This is a genomic window from Pseudomonas sp. S60 (genome assembly GCF_016647865.1).
Taxonomy (GTDB): domain Bacteria; phylum Pseudomonadota; class Gammaproteobacteria; order Pseudomonadales; family Pseudomonadaceae; genus Aquipseudomonas; species Aquipseudomonas parafulva.
Map to the genome: position 1 here is coordinate 23486 of NZ_JACVVH010000001.1, position 16256 is coordinate 39741.

General features: G+C 65.2%; 13 protein-coding genes. 7 read left to right on the top strand and 6 right to left on the bottom strand.

The genetic code is table 11. The features are described from left to right. Positions 1–133: 133 nt before the first annotated feature. A complete protein-coding gene (locus IAE33_RS00080; protein WP_201161597.1) occupies positions 134–781 on the bottom strand; it encodes a DUF1345 domain-containing protein in 648 nt (215 codons plus the stop codon). 158 nt (positions 782–939) lie between these two features. Here IAE33_RS00080 and pgm point away from each other — a divergent pair, with 158 nt between their 5' ends. The 4 genes from pgm to IAE33_RS00100 all read left to right on the top strand — a co-directional run bounded on the left by pgm (position 940) and on the right by IAE33_RS00100 (position 6597). After that, complete coding sequence (pgm, locus tag IAE33_RS00085; RefSeq protein ID WP_201161598.1) at positions 940–2577, top strand: phosphoglucomutase (alpha-D-glucose-1,6-bisphosphate-dependent); 1638 nt, start codon at positions 940–942, stop codon at positions 2575–2577. A 79-nt stretch (positions 2578–2656) separates the two neighbouring features. Next, complete coding sequence (locus tag IAE33_RS00090) at positions 2657–3169, top strand: sigma-70 family RNA polymerase sigma factor (RefSeq protein WP_201161599.1); 513 nt, start codon at positions 2657–2659, stop codon at positions 3167–3169. Further along, complete coding sequence (locus IAE33_RS00095) at positions 3166–4125, top strand: FecR domain-containing protein (RefSeq protein ID WP_201161600.1); 960 nt, start codon at positions 3166–3168, stop codon at positions 4123–4125. Before IAE33_RS00090 ends, IAE33_RS00095 begins: the two co-directional genes overlap by 4 nt. A gap of 66 nt (positions 4126–4191) precedes the next feature. Then, positions 4192–6597: a TonB-dependent receptor gene (locus tag IAE33_RS00100; protein ID WP_201161601.1), complete on the top strand. Its 2406-nt coding sequence runs from the start codon at positions 4192–4194 to the stop codon at positions 6595–6597. Between the two features lie 13 nt (positions 6598–6610). On the opposite strand, the gene IAE33_RS00105 is transcribed toward IAE33_RS00100, so the two are convergent. Both IAE33_RS00105 and IAE33_RS00110 read right to left on the bottom strand, forming a co-directional pair. Next, the gene (locus IAE33_RS00105) at positions 6611–7027 is read right to left on the bottom strand and encodes a RidA family protein (RefSeq protein WP_201161602.1); all 417 of its coding nucleotides are present in this window, start codon (positions 7025–7027) and stop codon (positions 6611–6613) included. After that, positions 7027–8346: a flavin-containing monooxygenase gene (locus IAE33_RS00110; protein WP_201161603.1), complete on the bottom strand. Its 1320-nt coding sequence runs from the start codon at positions 8344–8346 to the stop codon at positions 7027–7029. Before IAE33_RS00110 ends, IAE33_RS00105 begins: the two co-directional genes overlap by 1 nt. A 299-nt stretch (positions 8347–8645) precedes the next feature. On the opposite strand from IAE33_RS00110, the gene IAE33_RS00115 reads away from it, so the two are divergent. After that, complete coding sequence (locus IAE33_RS00115) at positions 8646–9323, top strand: DUF1028 domain-containing protein (protein WP_201161604.1); 678 nt, start codon at positions 8646–8648, stop codon at positions 9321–9323. Further along, on the top strand, positions 9316–10494 hold the full coding sequence (gene argE, locus IAE33_RS00120) for an acetylornithine deacetylase (RefSeq protein WP_201161605.1): 1179 nt from the start codon (positions 9316–9318) through the stop codon (positions 10492–10494). Before IAE33_RS00115 ends, argE begins: the two co-directional genes overlap by 8 nt. Here the strand turns inward: argE and IAE33_RS00125 are convergent. The 3 genes from IAE33_RS00125 to IAE33_RS00135 form a co-directional block, all read right to left on the bottom strand. Further along, positions 10478–11746 (bottom strand): carbohydrate porin, encoded by a 1269-nt coding sequence (locus IAE33_RS00125; RefSeq protein ID WP_201161606.1) that lies wholly within the window; start codon positions 11744–11746, stop codon positions 10478–10480. The genes argE and IAE33_RS00125 overlap by 17 nt on opposite strands. Before the next feature lie 168 nt (positions 11747–11914). Then, positions 11915–14332 carry a glucose/quinate/shikimate family membrane-bound PQQ-dependent dehydrogenase gene (locus IAE33_RS00130; protein ID WP_201161607.1) on the bottom strand — a complete coding sequence of 806 codons (2418 nt, stop codon included), beginning with the start codon at positions 14330–14332 and terminating at the stop codon, positions 11915–11917. A gap of 211 nt (positions 14333–14543) precedes the next feature. Then, positions 14544–15155 carry a LysE family translocator gene (locus IAE33_RS00135; protein ID WP_201161608.1) on the bottom strand — a complete coding sequence of 204 codons (612 nt, stop codon included), beginning with the start codon at positions 15153–15155 and terminating at the stop codon, positions 14544–14546. 102 nt (positions 15156–15257) lie between these two features. Here IAE33_RS00135 and IAE33_RS00140 point away from each other — a divergent pair, with 102 nt between their 5' ends. Continuing rightward, positions 15258–16226, top strand: coding sequence for a GlxA family transcriptional regulator (locus tag IAE33_RS00140; RefSeq protein ID WP_201161609.1), 969 nt, complete (start codon positions 15258–15260; stop codon positions 16224–16226). Positions 16227–16256 lie beyond the last annotated feature (30 nt).

Genomic DNA, 16256 nt, shown 5'->3' on the forward strand with positions numbered 1-16256 from the left:
AGACGGGGATGCCGACGGCCTGAACAGCCGGAGCGGGGCAAACGTTTTCCTGGCCCAGATGCCTCGAATTGTGGGCGCCCTGGGGCAGCGCTGCATTCCACGCCTGCATGAGGGTTTCGGACAGGCGGTAGCCTCAATTCAACAGCCCTGCCGCGATGTTTATGGTGAACCCCAGGATGGCCGTGTTGAACACGAACCCTACCAACGAGTGGGCCAGCACCACCCGGCGCAGGTTGCGCCCGGCTACGCCCACGTCCGAGGTTTGCACCGCCACGCTGATGGTGAAAGAGAAGTAATGGAAGTCCCAGTAGTCAGGTTTGCATTCGTTATCGGCGAACCGCAGCGGCGGCTCGGGGTGCTGCCCGGCATAGAACAGCCGAGCATAGTGCAGGCTGAAGATGCAGCCGATCAGCAGCCAGGAGCCGGCAATCGTAAGCCCAGTGTACAGGTAGTGCACCGCCAGGGCGTCGCCGTGCAAGCCACGGCTCGAAACCAGCTGGAACGTCACTGCCACCAGGCTGGCAATGGCGGCCACGCACACGGTGAGCAACACCAGCCCGGCGTTTTCGTCCTCGGTGCGGGCCACCTTGCGTACTTTGTCCGGGCTGGCGTTCCAGCTCAACCACAGCACCAGGAGCAAGTACAGCCATACCCCCAGGTTCCAGCCGGTCAGAATGCGCTGCACGCTGTCGCCGCCTGGGATCAACCAGCCACCCAACAAGCCGACGATGGCAGCGATGGTCAGCCTGGGGTGGGTACGGGTGAGACGATGAAATGCCATGGGGCCTCGCAGGCAGTGGCTGATGGGCTTCACTCTAGACCGCCCAGAAGCTGGCGGGTTGCCAGGTTGTTTGTTGACTGGCCCCATCGCACCGTCATGCAACTCTCAGTACACTGCACGTTCCAACACCCACCATTCGTTGAACTCGAGGTTTATGCATGACGCTCAGTCCTTTGGCAGGCAAGCCGGCACCGGCCAGCGTGCTGGTTGATATCCCCCGCCTGCTCACGGCCTATTACACCGGCCGCCCGGATGCGGCCGTGGCGACCCAGCGGGTGGCCTTTGGTACCTCAGGGCACCGGGGCACCTCTTTCGAGTTGAGCTTCAACGAGTACCATGTGCTGGCGATCACCCAGGCCATCTGCCTGTATCGCCAGGAAAAGGGCATCGACGGCCCGTTGTTCATCGGCGCCGACACCCATGCCCTGTCGGCACCCGCTGCCGCCAGCGCCCTGGAGGTGCTGGCCGCCAACGGCGTGCAGGTGATGCTGTCCAAGGACGACGAGTACACCCCGACACCCGCCATCTCCCACGCCATCCTGTGCTACAACCGCGGGCGCGAGCAGGGCCTGGCCGACGGCATCGTCATTACCCCGTCGCACAACCCGCCCCAAAGCGGTGGGTTCAAGTACAACCCCACCAACGGTGGGCCCGCCGACAGCGACGTCACCAAGTGGATCGAAAACAAGGCCAACGAACTGCTGGCGGCGGACCTTGCCGGGGTCAAGCGCATTGACCATGCCCAGGCGCTGCTGGCGCCGACCACCCACCGCCACGACTATGTCAGCCATTACGTGGCCGACCTGGAGAACGTGATCGACTTCGACGTGATCCGGGCCGCCAAGCTGCGCCTGGGCGTCGACCCGCTGGGTGGGGCAGGGGTGCGCTACTGGTCGGCCATTGCCGAACACTACAAGCTCGACCTGGAAGTGGTGAACACCGAGGTAGACCCAACCTTCCGCTTCATGAGCGTGGACTGGGACGGCCAGATCCGCATGGACCCTTCCTCGCCTTACGCCATGCAGGGCCTGATCGGCTTGCGCGAGCGTTTTGACGTGGCCTTCGCCTGCGACCCGGACCACGACCGCCACGGTATCGTCACCCCTGAAGGGCTGCTGCAACCCAACAACTACCTGGCCGTGGCCATCGATTACCTGTATCGCCACCGCCCGCAATGGCGCAGCGACGCAGCGGTGGGCAAGACCGTGGTGTCCAGCGGTTTGATCGACCGTGTCACCGAGCGGCTGGGCCGTGAGCTCTACGAAGTGCCGGTGGGCTTCAAATATTTCGCCCAGGGGCTGTTCGACGGCTCGTTGGGTTTTGGTGGCGAAGAAAGCGCCGGGGCCTCGTTCCTGCGCCGTGATGGGTCGGTCTGGGCGACCGACAAGGATGGCCTGATCCCTGCGCTGCTGGCCGCTGAAATGACTGCCCGTACCGGCCGTAACCCAGGCCAGGCCTACGCGGACCTGACTGCAGCCCTTGGCAAACCTTACGCCACCCGGGTAGAGGCCAAGGCGGATGCCCGCCAGAAGACGCTGCTTAGCAAGCTGGCGCCCGAGCAGGTGAAGTCCACGGAACTGGCCGGCGAGCCGATCGTGCAGGTGCTGAGCCATGCGCCGGGCAACGGCCAGGCCATTGGTGGCCTCAAGGTGATGACCGCCAATGGCTGGTTTGCGGCACGCCCATCGGGCACTGAAGACATCTACAAGATCTACGCCGAAAGCTTCATCGACGAAGCGCATCTGCAGCGCCTGGTGCAAGAAGCCCAAGTGCTGGTGGACGCCGCCATTGCCTGACAGGTGATAAAGGGGTTGGTCCTGCTGTGCGATGTAAATTAGAATTAATCCTATTTACGTCCACTGCAGGGCCATCCCCATGATCGATGCCGCGCCGCCGCCCCCGCCCAGCCTGCCTGCGTTCTACCGCGAGCATCGTGGCTGGCTGGAAAACTGGCTGCGCCGGCGCATGGGCAATGCCTGGGATGCTGCCGACCTCAGCCAGGACACCTTCCTGCGCGTACTGGCCAGTGCTCAGCCGCTTGCCGACATTCACGAACCGCGTGCCTACCTGTTGACGGTGGGCAAGCGCCTGCTCAGCAACTTCTATCAGCGCCGCAGCCTCGAACAGGCCTACCTGGATGCCCTGGCGCACCTGCCCGAGCAACACGTGCCCTCGCCCGAGCAGCGCTGGGTGTTGCTGGAAACCCTGCAGGCGCTGGACGAACTGCTCGATGGCTTGAAGCCTGCGGTGCGCAAGGCGTTTCTCTGGAGCCAGCTCGAGGGCCTGGGCTATGCCGAAATCGGCGTGCGCCTTGGCGTATGCGAGCGTTCGGTAAAGCGCTACATGGCTCAGGCCTACGAACATTGCCTGCTGGCCGAGCTCGAATGAACCCGCAACCCCCAGAAATGCGCGATGCCCTGCGTGGCGCCGCGCGCTGGCTGTCGCTGCTGGACTCGGGCAGTGCCAGCGATGCGGACCTGTCGCGCCTTGAGCAGTGGCGGGCCAGCAATCCTGCCCATGAGCACGCCTGGCAGAAGGCACTGCTGCTGCGCCAGCGCTTCAGCAGCTTGCCCGGCAGCCTGGCCATGGCAACCCTGGACCGACCGGATGCTGGCCGCCGGGCGTTGCTCAAGCAGGCACTGGGCGTGGCGGTGCTGTTACCGTCGGCCTGGTTGATCAGCCGCGAACTGCCTATCGACGCCTGGGCTGCGGACGTACGTACCGGGGTGGGTGAACGCCGCGAATTGCGGCTGGCCGATGGCACGTCGGTGCAGTTGAACACCGACAGCGCCGTGGATATCGACGGCCCAGGCCGGCGTATCACACTCAGGCGGGGAGAGGTGGCGGTGAAGACCCCTGGCAACCTCGACCTGCGCGTGCAGGTGCCTACCGGCCAGGTACAGCTGGGAGGCCAAGGGTCAGGCGCCGCCGATGTCTGTCTGCGCCTGCTGGACCCAGGTTGCCGAGTGTCGGTGACGGGTGGCCGCGTGCGCCTGCAGCCCGGGCATGGCTCGCTGGTGGTCCTCGAAGCTGGGCAGCAGGCTACCCTGCTCGATGGCGGGGTGGATGTCGTGACCACTGTGGAACCCTGGCTGCTGGGCTGGCGCGAGGGCGTGCTGCGCCTGGATGATCGCCGCCTGGGGGAGCTGCTGGCCGAGCTGCGCCGGTATCGCCCCGGCGTGCTGCGCTGGTCACCGGCCATCGACGGGTTGCGGGTGACCGGCACCTTCCGCCTGGACGACACGGACCAGGTACTGGCCCTGCTCGCCGCCAGCCTGCCGGTGCAGGTGCAGGCCCGTACCCGTTACTGGGTCACCCTGGCCCCACGAGAAAATTCCGCATGAGGCTGTCCCCTTTTTTTTGCTCACCGGTCATTACCGGTAGAAGACCATGAAGGGGAGCTTTTTCAGATGCGTGCAGTAAAGTCCAACCGTGTGCGCCCGCTGGTGCGCGCCGTGCGTCCGTTGTTTGCCATGAGCCTGCTGCTGAGCCTGCCCACCTGGGCCGAGGAGCCCGTGCGGCGGGCTTACCAGGTACCTGCCGCCAGCCTTGGCGCGGCCTTGACCGGCTTTGCCGACCAGGCTGGCGTGAGCCTCTCGCTGGACCCTGCGCTGGTGCGTGGTTTGAACAGCGAAGGGTTGTCTGGCCGCTACAGCGTGGATGAAGGCTTCATGCAGCTGCTGCGCGGCAGTGGCCTGCAACTGCTGCCGGTGGGCGAGGGCGCCTTTACCCTCATGCCGGCACCGCAAGCGGGCGCTGCCCTGGAAATCGCCCCCACCAGCATCATCAGTGGCCTGCCGGGCGGCAACGACGCGCAGCCCTACGCCGGCGGCCAGGTGGCGCGGCAGGGTGCCCAGGGCCTGCTGGGGGCGCGGGACTTCATGGAAACGCCGTTCAGTATCACCAGTTACACCAGCGACCTGGTCAAGAACCAGCAGGCGCGCACCTTGGGTGAGCTGGTCGCCAGCGACCCTTCGGTACGTACCACCAACCCGGCGGGCGGGCGCTTCGAGCAGTTCACCATTCGCGGTTTCAGCCTGTTCAACAGCGACGTGGCCTACAACGGCCTGTACGGCCTGCTGCCGACCTATTCCATCGACATGGAAATGGCCGACCGGGTGGACATCATCAAGGGCCCCAGCCAGCTGATCAACGGCATCGCCCCGCGTGGCAGCGTAGGGGGTGGCATCAACGTGCAGCCCAAGCGCGCCACCGACAAGCCCATCACCGAGTTCACCGGCAGCTATGCCTCGGCAGGCCAGGCCGGCGGCGCGGTGGACATTGGCCGGCGCTTCGGGGAAGGGCAGCAGTTCGGCGTGCGCTTCAACGGTGTGAAGCAATCGGGCGACACCGAATGGGACCACCAGAGCGTCGACCGTGAAATGGCGGTGCTGGGCCTGGATTTTCGCGGCGACCGCCTGCGGCTGTCGGCCGACCTCGGCCATACCGAGCGCGATACCGACGCCCCGCAGGAGCGGGTGCTGGTAGGCGCGCGCGCCAAGGTGCCGAAGGCCAGCGATGTGCACCGCAACTACGCCCAGGCCTGGAGCAAGGCGCGTACCAACGATACCTTCGGTGCCGTGCATGCCGAGTACGACATCAGCGAATCGCTACTGGCCTACGGCGCTGTGGGCGCGCGCAAGAGCAACCATGACTTCCTGCGCCACAACGTGTCGATCATCAACGATGCGGGCGACTTCACTGTGCAGCCACGTGATTTTACCCGTGACGAGTCGGTGCGCACGGCCATGGCCGGGTTACGCAACTGGTTCCACACCGGCCCGGTCAGCCACGAGGTGAACCTGGCCGCCACCTACTACTACATGGACTTCACCAACGGTGGCGCCCGCTATGCGTCGTCGCCCAGCAACCTGTACCACCCGGCCGCAATACCGGCCCCTGGCACACCCACCCGGCGCGACTCCAAGGACTACACCGAGAACCGCTTCTCGGGCGTGGCCCTGGCCGACACGTTGGGCTTTTTCGACGACAACCTGTTGGTCACCCTGGGCCTGCGCTGGCAGCGCGTGCAGGTGGACGACTGGAGCGATGGTGTGAAAGGCGACACAGCCTACGACGAAGAAAAGGTCTCGCCGTCGGGCGGTGTGCTGTTGAAAGTCACCGACCAGCTGTCGTTGTACGCCAACTACATGGAGGGCTTGAGCCAGGGCAAGATCGCACCTTCGACCTCCATCAACGAAGATGAAATCTTCCCGCCGTTCACCAGCCGCCAGGTGGAAGTGGGCGCCAAGTACGACCTGGGCAAGGTCGCGTTCACCGCCAGCGCGTTCCGTATCCGCCAGCCGGCCTACGAAACCAACCCCGGCTCCCGCGTGTTCGGTGCCAATGGCAAGCGCAATAACCGTGGCATCGAGCTGAGCGTGTTCGGCGAGCCGCTGGACGGGGTGCGGCTGCTGGGCGGGGTGATGTACATCGACAGTGAACTGACCGATACCGTGGGCGGTGCCTATGACGGCAACCGCGCCCCCGCCACCCCGGAATACAACGTCAACCTGGGCGCCGAATGGGACGTACCCGGGGTGGACGGCCTGACGCTGACAGCGCGCGGCACCCACTCCAGCTCCCAGTACCTGGACCAGAACAACAGCAAGAAGATCGACGGCTGGGAGCGCTATGACCTGGGTGCCCGCTATGCCTTCAAGGTGGACGCCACGCAGGTCACCCTGCGCGCCAGTGTCGAGAACGTGCTGGACGACCGCTACTGGAGCTCGGCCGGCGCGCCCGATGACGCCGAGCCGGGGCTCACCTTGTCCACCCCGCGCACCTACCTGCTGTCGGCCACCGTGGGCTTCTGAGCCCCGGCGGCTGCTATGCCGGGTCGGGAATGACGGCGATCACGTCGATCTCCATCAGCCACTCCGCCTGGGCAAGCCCGGCAACCACCAGGCCGGTGGAAATGGGGAACACCCCCTTGAGCCATTTGCCGACTTCCTTGTACACCGGCTCGCGGAAACGCGGGTCGGTGATGTAGGTGGTGGTCTTGACGATGTGCGACAGGTCGGAACCGGCTTCTTCCAGCAATTGCTTGACGTTCTTCATGGCTTGCTCGGCCTGCGCCCGGGGGTCGCCCAGGCCTACCAGGTTACCTTCGAAGTCGGTGCCTACCTGGCCGCGAACATAGACCGTGTTGCCGGCGCGCACCGCCTGGCACAGGTCGTTGTCCAGGGTCTGGTTGGGGTAGGTGACCTTGGTGTTGAACATGCGGATGCGGGTGTGGGTAGGCATCAGTGGGCTCCTAGGGTGCTGACGGTGCTGAGCTTGGGGTGTGGCTGGTCATCAGCGGCGCGCTGCTTGCGGTCGCGGTAGGCCAGGTAGGTGCGCTGGGTGGCGATGTGGCCAGCGACGTGCTTGGCGTCGTGCCATACGCCCCAGATGAACGAGGAGCCACGGCGCGACAACCAGGGCAGGCCGAGGAAGTACACGCCGGGCTCGCGGGCGACACCGCGCTGGTGCTGGGGCTTGCCGTTGGCATCGAAGGTGTCCACCTGCAGCCAGCTGAAGTCCACGCCGTAGCCGGTCGCCCAGATGATGGTGCCCACACCGGCCTTGGCCAGGTCCAGTTGGCGCAGCGGGGTGCGCATGCAGGCCGGGTCGGGCAGGCGTTTGCGGGCGTCGGGCTCTTCGGGCAGGTCCAGGCCGTTGCGCGCTACGTAGGCATCGGCAGCATCGAGCAGGGCCAGGTAGTTTTCGTCGCCGCGGTTGATGTTTTCTACCAGGTTGTCCTGGAAGTGCGCTACGCCATCGCTGAACGACTGAGTCAGGCCGACCAGGGTCATGCCTTGGTGGGCAAGGGCGCGAAAATCGACGGTATGGCCGCCACGGGCACCACTCACCGCGATGGTGACGTGTTCGCGCCCAGGCTTGGCGATTTCGGCATCCCATTCGCCCAGCACCCCCAGCCACCAGCAGAAGTCGCGGTTGCGGTAGGCGCGCGGTGGGCGGTCGTGGGCCCCCACCGAGAGGTACACCTGGCGCCCGGCGCGCATGAGTTCTTCGGCAATCTGCACCCCGGACGACCCGGCGCCCACCACCAGCACGGCACCTTCTGGCAGTTGCTGCGGGTTGAAGTAGGCCGCCGAGTGGATCTGATGCAGGTTGGTGTCCTTGGGGGCGATGGCCGGGATCACCGGCTTCTGGAACGGCCCGGTGGCAGCCACCACCCGGTTGGCGCGGATCACGCCCTCGTTGGTTTCGATGGTGAAGCCGGGGCGGTCGCTGTTGCGCACTACTTTGCGCACTTCGATGCCGGTGCGCACCGGCAGGTTGTACTTGCGTACGTAGTGTTCGAAGTAGTCGGCTACCTGGTCCTTGCCGGCAAAGGCATCGGCGTCCATGTCGAACGCCAGGCCCGGGAAGCGGTCGTGCCATACCGGGCCGTTGGCCACCAGCGAATCCCAGCGGCCGGTGCGCCAGGCTTCGGCAATGCGGTTGCGTTCCAGTACCAGGTGCGGCACGCCCAGCTTGCTCAGGTGTTCGCTCATGGCGACACCGGCCTGGCCGGCGCCGACGACGAGGGTGTCAATTTCGAGGTTGTTCAGTGTCATGTCCGAGCCCTTGTTCAGGCGGTTTTTGTGAGGTCGGTTGGAAGACCGCCGTTTACCTGGGGCCAGACTAGGGATGCCCGGACAATGGCGAAAATAGTATTTAGCTGGTGCTTGCCGATAAATTGGCGAAGGCCCCGTCCGGCCGGGGGTGCACCGTGCGTGGTGGCCGTTCAGGCGTGGTAGCGGGGGGCGAAGGGTTAGTTTTTTGTTGCTCAAGGCCTCGGAAAAAGGTGGTTTCCTGGGCCGCGGGCTTGCTCGCAGAATGCCTTCCAACCGCATAGCACAACAGGATCCATGTCATGACCTTCTCCATCATCGGGCGCTGCCAGGAAACCGGCCAGGTCGGTATCGCCATCAGTTCTTCCAGCATCGCGGTCGGTGCCCGCTGCCCCTGGGTCAGGGCCGGGGTAGGCGCGGTTGCCACGCAGAACATCACCTTGCCCGCCCTCGGGCCGCAGATTCTCGACGCCCTTGAGCGCGGGCAACTGCCACCGGCCAACGCCCTGGAGCAGGTGCTGAGCGCCAATGGCTGGAGTGAATACCGCCAGGTCACGGTGATCGACAGCCACGGCCAGGTGGCGCTGTTCACCGGGCGTGAAGCCCTTGGCACCCATCATGCCGTGGCCGGGGAGCAGTGCGCGGCAGCCGGTAACCTGTTGGCCTCGGCTGCCGTGATAGAGGCCATGGTGCAGGCATTCGAGCAGGCCAGCGGGCACCTGGCTGACCGCCTGCTGGCCGCCATGCACGCGGCGATGGCGGCAGGCGGTGAAGCCGGGCCGGTCCATTCTGCCGCGCTCAAGGTTGCCGGCGAGCTGACCTGGCCGCTGGTGGACCTGCGGGTAGACTGGGCCGACAACGACCCCATCGGCGCCCTGCAGGGCTTGTGGCGGGCCTATCGCCCGCAGATGCAAGACTATGTGACCCGCGCCCTGGACCCGACCGCAGCCCCCAGCTACGGGGTGGCGGGCGATGAGTGAGTTCGCCAGCCGCACGCTGTTGGCCCGGTTGGTGGGCTTTGCCACGGTCAGCCGCGACTCCAACCTCGACCTGATCGGTTTCGTGCGCGACTACCTGGCCAGCCTGGGCGTTGCCAGTGAGCTGTTCCTCAACACCGAGGGCACCAAGGCCAACCTGTTCGCCACCATCGGCCCCACAGACGTCGCGGGTATCGTGCTGTCGGGGCATACCGACGTGGTGCCGGTCGATGGCCAGGCTTGGACGGTAGCACCCTTCACGCTCAGCGAGCACGACGGCCGGCTTTATGGGCGGGGCACCGCCGACATGAAAGGCTTCATCGCCTCGGTGCTGGCGGCAGTCCCGGCATTGCTGGCCGAGCCGCTGCGCATGCCTGTGCACCTGGCGTTTTCCTATGACGAAGAGGTGGGCTGCCTGGGGGTGCGCTCCATGCTGGCCGCCCTTGAGCAACGCCCGCTCAAGCCCCGGCTATGCCTGATCGGCGAGCCTACCGAACTCAAGCCAGTGCTTGGGCACAAGGGCAAGTTGGCCGTGCGCTGCCAGGTGCAGGGTGCAGCCTGCCACTCGGCGTACGCCCCGTATGGGGTCAATGCCATCGAATATGCAGCCAAGCTGATTGGCAAACTGGGTGACCTGGGTGAGGCGCTGGCCAGCCCCGAACGGCATGACTGCCGTTTCGACCCGCCGTTTTCCACGGTGCAGGCCGGCGTGATCAAAGGGGGTACGGCGCTCAATATCGTGCCGGCGCATTGCGAGTTCGATTTCGAAGTGCGGGCCTTGCCAGGCTTTGATGCCGCCACGGTCGCCAGCGAGTTGCAGCAGTATGCCGACGCCGAGTTGCTGCCACGGATGCGCAAGGTCAACCGCGAGAGCGCTATCCGCCTGCAACCCTTGAGTGCCTACCCTGGGCTGGCGACTCCGGCAGGCAGCGAGGCGGCGCAGTTGCTGGCGTTGCTCAGTGGCTCGGAGGCATTCGGTACGGTGGCGTTTGGTACCGAAGGAGGGCTGTTCGACCAGGCCGGTATCCCGACCGTGGTGTGTGGCCCTGGTAGCATGGACCAGGGCCACAAGCCCGACGAGTTCGTCAGCGTCGAGCAGTTGCGGGCGTGTGACGCGATGTTGGCCAGGCTGGTGGCCTACCTGCGCCAGGTGCCTGTCAGAAGCTGGCCTTGACCTGCAGCCCGACCACCAGGGCGTTGTCGATGGCTTTGCCCGAGAACGCGCCTGGCTCGATGATGTACTGCACATCCGGCCGCAGGTTCAGCCACGGTGTGGCCTGGTAGCCGTAGCTCAGTTCGATCAACTGCTCGGCGCTGTCGATGTCCGGGTAGGGGCGGCCGGCATCGAAGGCAGTCGCTTGCTGGACGTCCCGGCTGCGTGGGTTGGGCACCGCACGGCCGTAGCCCAAGGCCACGGTATCCCGTGGGCGCCCCTGGAACGGTTGATACAACACCACGCCTGCGCCATACCACTTGGTGAAAGGCGAGGCCGCCTTGCTGGACGCCGAGTACTGGCCAAACGTATGCAGGCTGCGCCCTGGCAGGCCAGGGTCGTTCCACACGGTCTGGTCGATCAGCAGGTAATGGCCGCCACGGCCCGCCACCTGCTTGTCGCTGCCGATACGCTTGGCGTCGGAGCTGTCGTAGTAGTAACCCAGCTTGTACTCGCCGGGCAGCTCGCCCTGAAGCTTGTAGACCAGCTCAACCGGGACCACGGTGCCGGTGGTGTGCTTGGGCCCCAGGTGCCAGGCCCGGCTGGAATTGCCGTTGCTTTCCGGGTCGACGTTGAAGGCGGCAACCCGCAGTTGCCAGGCGGGCGACAGGTCGTACTTCACGCGCATGCCAAGGCGGGCGTTGGGGTAGTTGGTCCAGCCGCTACCACCGGAGATGTTCAGCGGGTGGCCGCAGAAACCGGCATTCATGAAGTTGCACAAAATGCCACTGTCCAGGCCGCCCAGGTCGTTGCCCATGGCCATGTAGCCGAGCTTCACGTTCAGCGCCGGGGTAAACAGGGTGCGCTCGTAGCTCAGTTCGGTCAGGCGGGTGTAGAGGCCGCCGTAGTTTTCCTGAATCGGCAGTCGGTTGCCTACCAGGTCTTCGGAGGCGCTGTTGCCTCGGCGATCGTTGATGGTCAGCTGCACTTTGCCGCCATTGTCCAGGCCATACAGCTTGGACAGGTCAAACTGGACGCCCAGTTTGACGTTTTGCGAGTAACGCGCCGAGCGGTGCAGGCCGCCGTGAGCGTTGTAGGCGGTTTCACCGCTGTAGTCGGCGGTGAAGCGGATGCCGTCTGCCTCAAGCTGGTGGCGCAGGCCGCCCCAGTCGCCTGTTAGCGTGCTGCGGGTCATCAGGCCGCCGTCGGCGAGGGCAGGGGTGCTGGCCAGGGCCAGCAGCAAAGCAGGAGTCATGCGGGTTGCGGATAGCATTGCGGGGGTCTCGGGGAGTCTTTCAGGGCCTCTGGGCGGGTAAAACCGCCCCCCACGCAGGCGGGTAGCACACCCGCCTGAACTAGCCGGCGCACCGGGCCGGCTGTGGGGTTGGGCTCACCTGAACCTGGCGGGAACAGGTGAGCCCGCGCCAAAGGCGTCACGGTCTCAAGGCAGGGCGTAAGCGATCACATAGTCGCCCCGGTCAGTCGACTGGCGTGCGCCGCCCGCGGTGATCACCACGTACTGCTTGCCGGTCTTGGGCGACACATAGGTCATCGGGCCACCCTGGCTACCCACCGGCAGGCGTGCTTTCCAGATCTCGTTACCGTTGCTGCTGTCATAGGCGCGCAGGTAGAAGTCCTGGGTGCCGGCAATGAATACCAGCCCGCCTTGGGTCGACAGCGTGCCACCGAGTGTCGGCAGGCCGATCTTGATGGGCAGGTGCAGGCGGATGCCCAGTGGGCCGGTGTCTTCCACGGTGCCAACCGGGACCTGCCAGGCCACCTGGCGGGTTTTCATGTCGATGGCGGTGAGGGTGCCGAACGGCGGAGCCTGGCACGGAATGCCGGCCACCGACAGGAAGCGGTTCTTGTTCACTGCATACGGCGTGCCTTTGAGCGGTACCGCGCCCATGCCGGTGTTCAACGACTCGCCACCGGAGGCTGCCTTGCCCTGGTTCTGCGACGGGATCATCTGGATCCACAGGCCCAGGCGCATGTCGTTGACGAAGATGAAACCATGCACCGGGTCGGTGGAAATACTGCCCCAGTTCATGCCGCCCAGCGAACCGGGAAAGCTCAGCGACAGGTCCGTGCCTGGCGCGGTGTACAGGCCGTCGTAGCGCATTTTCTTGAAGTCGATGCGGCACAGCAGCTGATCGTACGGGGTAGCCCCCCACATGTCCGACTCGGTCAGGGTCTGCGCACCGATCTGCGGCATGCCCACCGATTTAGGCTGGGTTGGCGAGTAAGGCTCGTTGGGGATGTTGCTCGGCTTGACCGGCACTTCGTCGACCTGGGTCAGCGGCTTGCCCGTGGCGCGGTCCAGCACGTAGATCTGCCCGGCCTTGGTGCCGATCACAACCGCAGGCACCGACTGGCCGTCGTCCTTGGTGAAGTCGATCAGGCTTGGCTGCATCGGCAGGTCGAAGTCCCACAGGTCGTTGTGGACAGTCTGATAGACCCACTTCTGGTTGCCGGTAGTCGCGTCCAGGGCCAGGACCGAAGCGCCATAGGTGTGGTCCAGCTTGTTGCGTTCCACACCGTAGATGTCGGTGGAGGACGAGCCCATGGGCAGGAACACCGTGTTCATCGCCGGGTCGTAGGACATCGGCGCCCAGCTGTTGGGGGTGCTGCGCACGTAGGTGTTGTCACCCTGTGGCGCCTGACGGTCCTGCGGGTTGCCCGGGTCGAACGCCCAGCGCATGGCCCCGGTGTATACGTCGAAGCCACGGATCACACCGCCTGGCATGTCGGTTTGCACGTTGTCGGCAACACGCCCGCCAACCACCACGGTGGTGCCGGCCATCAGCGGCGCCGAGGACAGCTGGTAGTAGGAGTCTGGAACATCGCCCAGGCCAGCCTTGAGGTCGACTTGGCCATTGTTGCCAAAGCCCTGGCAGAACTCACCGTTGTCGGCATCCACGGCAATCAGGCGGCCGTCGATGGTGTTGGTGAGCAGGCGGCGCTGGCAGTTGGCACCCGCAGGCACGCTGGCGACGCTGACCGGGGTGCTGTTGGGCTGGGTAGGCTGGGCCACGGCCGTGGTGGCGTCGAAGTAAGCCATGCCACGGCAGCGCTGCCAGACCTTGGACTGGGCGTTGATGGCGTTCTTCCACAGCTCCTTGCCGGTATCGGCATCCAGCGCGATCAGGTTGTTGTGTGGGGTGCAGATGAACACCTTGTTGCCAATCTGCAACGGGGTGAGCTGGTCTTCGGCACCGTTGCCGTCACTGATGGCCACGTCGCCGGTGTGGTAGGTCCACGCCACTTTCAGTTTGTCGACGTTGTCACGGCGGATCTGGTCCAGCGCTGCGAAGCGGCTGCCACCTTCGGTATTGCCATAGTGGGCCCAGTCTTTCTGTGCGGTGCCGGGCTCCACCGGGGTCAGGCCAGGGCCGTTGCCGGTGGGCGCAACGCTGGGGTGGGCGACGAACATGTTGCCGGCGGCAACCGCCAGCACTACGCCCATGACCGCGGCCACGCCATAGGCGCTGCGGCCTGCGCTGGCACCGCCAGCCCGTGCCAGCATCGGGTAGGCAAGGGCGACGACCGCGCCGATGGCGCCGAACATGAACAGGCGCGAGAACAGCGGCCAGAACACCAGGCCGGCGTCAGCCACGGCCCACAGCACGGTCCCCAGCAGGAACACGGCATACAGCCAGGCCCCGGCCCGCTTGCGCCGGGCGATGAGGATGCCGGCCAGGGCCATGGCCAGGCCGCCGATCAGGAAGTACCAGGAACCGCCCAGGCCGGCGAGCTTGAAGCCGCCGGCGGCCAGCAGAAGGCCAAGCAGGGCAATGATGATGCCCAGCCCGCCCAGGACGAGGGTTGAGGCGCCAGAAGTGCGCGGAGTGTGTGTCATGCCAGGGATCTCAGCAGGTGGAATGCGCCGAGTTTAAACGCTTAGCTTGCTAATTAACAAGTTGGTACAAAATATTCTGAGGCTGATTGTCGCAGGCCTGGAACTTATAAAACGCTGCCAAATACCGGCAAATGGCTCGCAAATACAAGTTAACTTGCGGCTAAAAACGTTATTGAATCCAGGTGTAGACTTTCGTAGAACCCGTTGATAGCTAGGCGCCAAGCGGCAGCAGTAAACCAATCACCACGAACAGCCCACCGCAACAGCGGTTGAACCCGGCGCCGCCCTGGTTCAGCCACGGCCGGATGCGAAACGCCAAGCGGGCCAACAGGTACTCCACCGCAAGCTCGACACTGGCAAAGGTGGCTGCCATCACCGCGAACTGCACGGGCAGGTCGCGCTGCGGGTCGATGAACTGCGGCAAGAAGGCGCCGTAGAACAGCAGTACCTTGGGGTTGGCCAGGGCCGACAGCAGGCCTTGGAGAAACAGGCTGCCATTGCCCTGTACAGCCCCATGCCCGGCTGCTGCGAGGTGAAGCCCCGGGCTGCGCCACAGTTGAATGCCCAGCCACACCAGGTAGGCACCGCCCGCCCATTTCAGCCCGCTCAACGCTGACGGGTATGCCTGCAACAGCGCACCGATGCCGAACATGGCCAAGGCGATCAGCGCAACGAACCCCACCACGCCGCCGAGAATGGTGAACAGGGTGCGACGTGCGCCATAGAGTGCGCCGTGGGTGAGGGCCAGCAGGCTGTTTGGCCCAGGGGTAACGGCCAGCCCAGCACTGGCCAGCAGGTAGATAAGCCAAGTTTCGATTGCCATGCTGCGAGCACCAGTTGCCGGAGAGAGCGTCAGTTTAGGAGGCCTTGTTGACGGGTGCAGGGTAGTATCTGGTCATTCCATGGTCATATCTGGACAGCCTGTATGCACCCCGACATTCGCTTGCTGATCGTACCGATGCCCGATTTTGCCCTGCTGCCTTTCGGTGCTCTGCTCGACAAGCTGCGTTTCAGCGCTGACGACGAGGATTACAGCCGCCAGCGTTATTGCGCCTGGACAGTAGCCGGGCTGACGGCAGAGCCGGTAGCCTCCAGCTGCGGTGCAGTGGTGCAGGTGGAGGGTGCAGTCGATCAGCTGGAATTGTCTGGTTTTGACTACCTGGTGTTGTTGGGTGGCCGAGGCGCCATGGCAACGGCGGCCAAGGCGCCAGACTACGCAGGGCTGCTGAAAAAAGCCGCCAGGGCAGGGGTGAAGTTGGTGGGCGTGGACAACGCAGCTTTTTTGCTGGCAGCGTGCGGCCTTTTGCAAGGGCGCAGGGCGGTGATCCACTGGCGCCACCAAGCTGAATTTCGCGCTGCTTTCCCTCACCTGCAGATGGTCCCGGAACAGCTGTTCTGCATCGATGGCGACCGCATCACCTGCGCGGGGGGTACCGCGGTTGTCGACCTGGTTGTAGCCTTGCTGGCAAAAGCGTGTGGGCGAGCCCGAGCGCTGAAAGGGCTGGCAGACATGCTGATGGATGAACCCCGAGACAGCCACCACGCATTGCGAACGCTGGAGCCTGGGCCCGGCGCAGGTCGGCTGGTGGCACGCGCGCAGGCGCTGATGCGCCATCACCTGGGCACGCCATTGCCTGTGGAGCACCTGGCGGCTGAACTGGGGATCAGCAGGCGGCAACTGGACCGGCAGTTCCAGGCCAGCCAGGGCATGAGTGCCAAGGCCTGGTGGCACGAGATGCGTCTGCAACAGGCGCGCTGGCGCCTGCTCAACTCAAGCCACAGCCTGGCGCAGATCGCCTACGAGGTGGGGTTGGGGGACGCCAGCCACCTGGGCAAATGCGTGCGCAAGCGTTTTGCTTGTACGGCGCAGCAGTTGCGCGCAGGAGGCGGGTAGGCCTGACGCCTGTCAGGCCGGCCTGGCCCG

What these genes read in the sequence shown, in the direction of transcription:
- IAE33_RS00130 (WP_201161607.1), bottom strand. Translation starts at nt 14,332, where the DNA reads ATGACACACACTCCGCGCACTTCTGGCGCCTCAACCCTCGTCCTGGGC.
- pgm (WP_201161598.1), top strand. Translation starts at nt 940, where the DNA reads ATGACGCTCAGTCCTTTGGCAGGCAAGCCGGCACCGGCCAGCGTGCTG.
- IAE33_RS00105 (WP_201161602.1), bottom strand. Translation starts at nt 7,027, where the DNA reads ATGCCTACCCACACCCGCATCCGCATGTTCAACACCAAGGTCACCTAC.
- IAE33_RS00115 (WP_201161604.1), top strand. Translation starts at nt 8,646, where the DNA reads ATGACCTTCTCCATCATCGGGCGCTGCCAGGAAACCGGCCAGGTCGGT.
- IAE33_RS00140 (WP_201161609.1), top strand. Translation starts at nt 15,258, where the DNA reads ATGCACCCCGACATTCGCTTGCTGATCGTACCGATGCCCGATTTTGCC.
- IAE33_RS00135 (WP_201161608.1), bottom strand. Translation starts at nt 15,155, where the DNA reads ATGGCAATCGAAACTTGGCTTATCTACCTGCTGGCCAGTGCTGGGCTG.
- IAE33_RS00080 (WP_201161597.1), bottom strand. Translation starts at nt 781, where the DNA reads ATGGCATTTCATCGTCTCACCCGTACCCACCCCAGGCTGACCATCGCT.
- IAE33_RS00100 (WP_201161601.1), top strand. Translation starts at nt 4,192, where the DNA reads ATGCGTGCAGTAAAGTCCAACCGTGTGCGCCCGCTGGTGCGCGCCGTG.
- IAE33_RS00110 (WP_201161603.1), bottom strand. Translation starts at nt 8,346, where the DNA reads ATGACACTGAACAACCTCGAAATTGACACCCTCGTCGTCGGCGCCGGC.
- argE (WP_201161605.1), top strand. Translation starts at nt 9,316, where the DNA reads ATGAGTGAGTTCGCCAGCCGCACGCTGTTGGCCCGGTTGGTGGGCTTT.
- IAE33_RS00095 (WP_201161600.1), top strand. Translation starts at nt 3,166, where the DNA reads ATGAACCCGCAACCCCCAGAAATGCGCGATGCCCTGCGTGGCGCCGCG.
- IAE33_RS00125 (WP_201161606.1), bottom strand. Translation starts at nt 11,746, where the DNA reads ATGCTATCCGCAACCCGCATGACTCCTGCTTTGCTGCTGGCCCTGGCC.
- IAE33_RS00090 (WP_201161599.1), top strand. Translation starts at nt 2,657, where the DNA reads ATGATCGATGCCGCGCCGCCGCCCCCGCCCAGCCTGCCTGCGTTCTAC.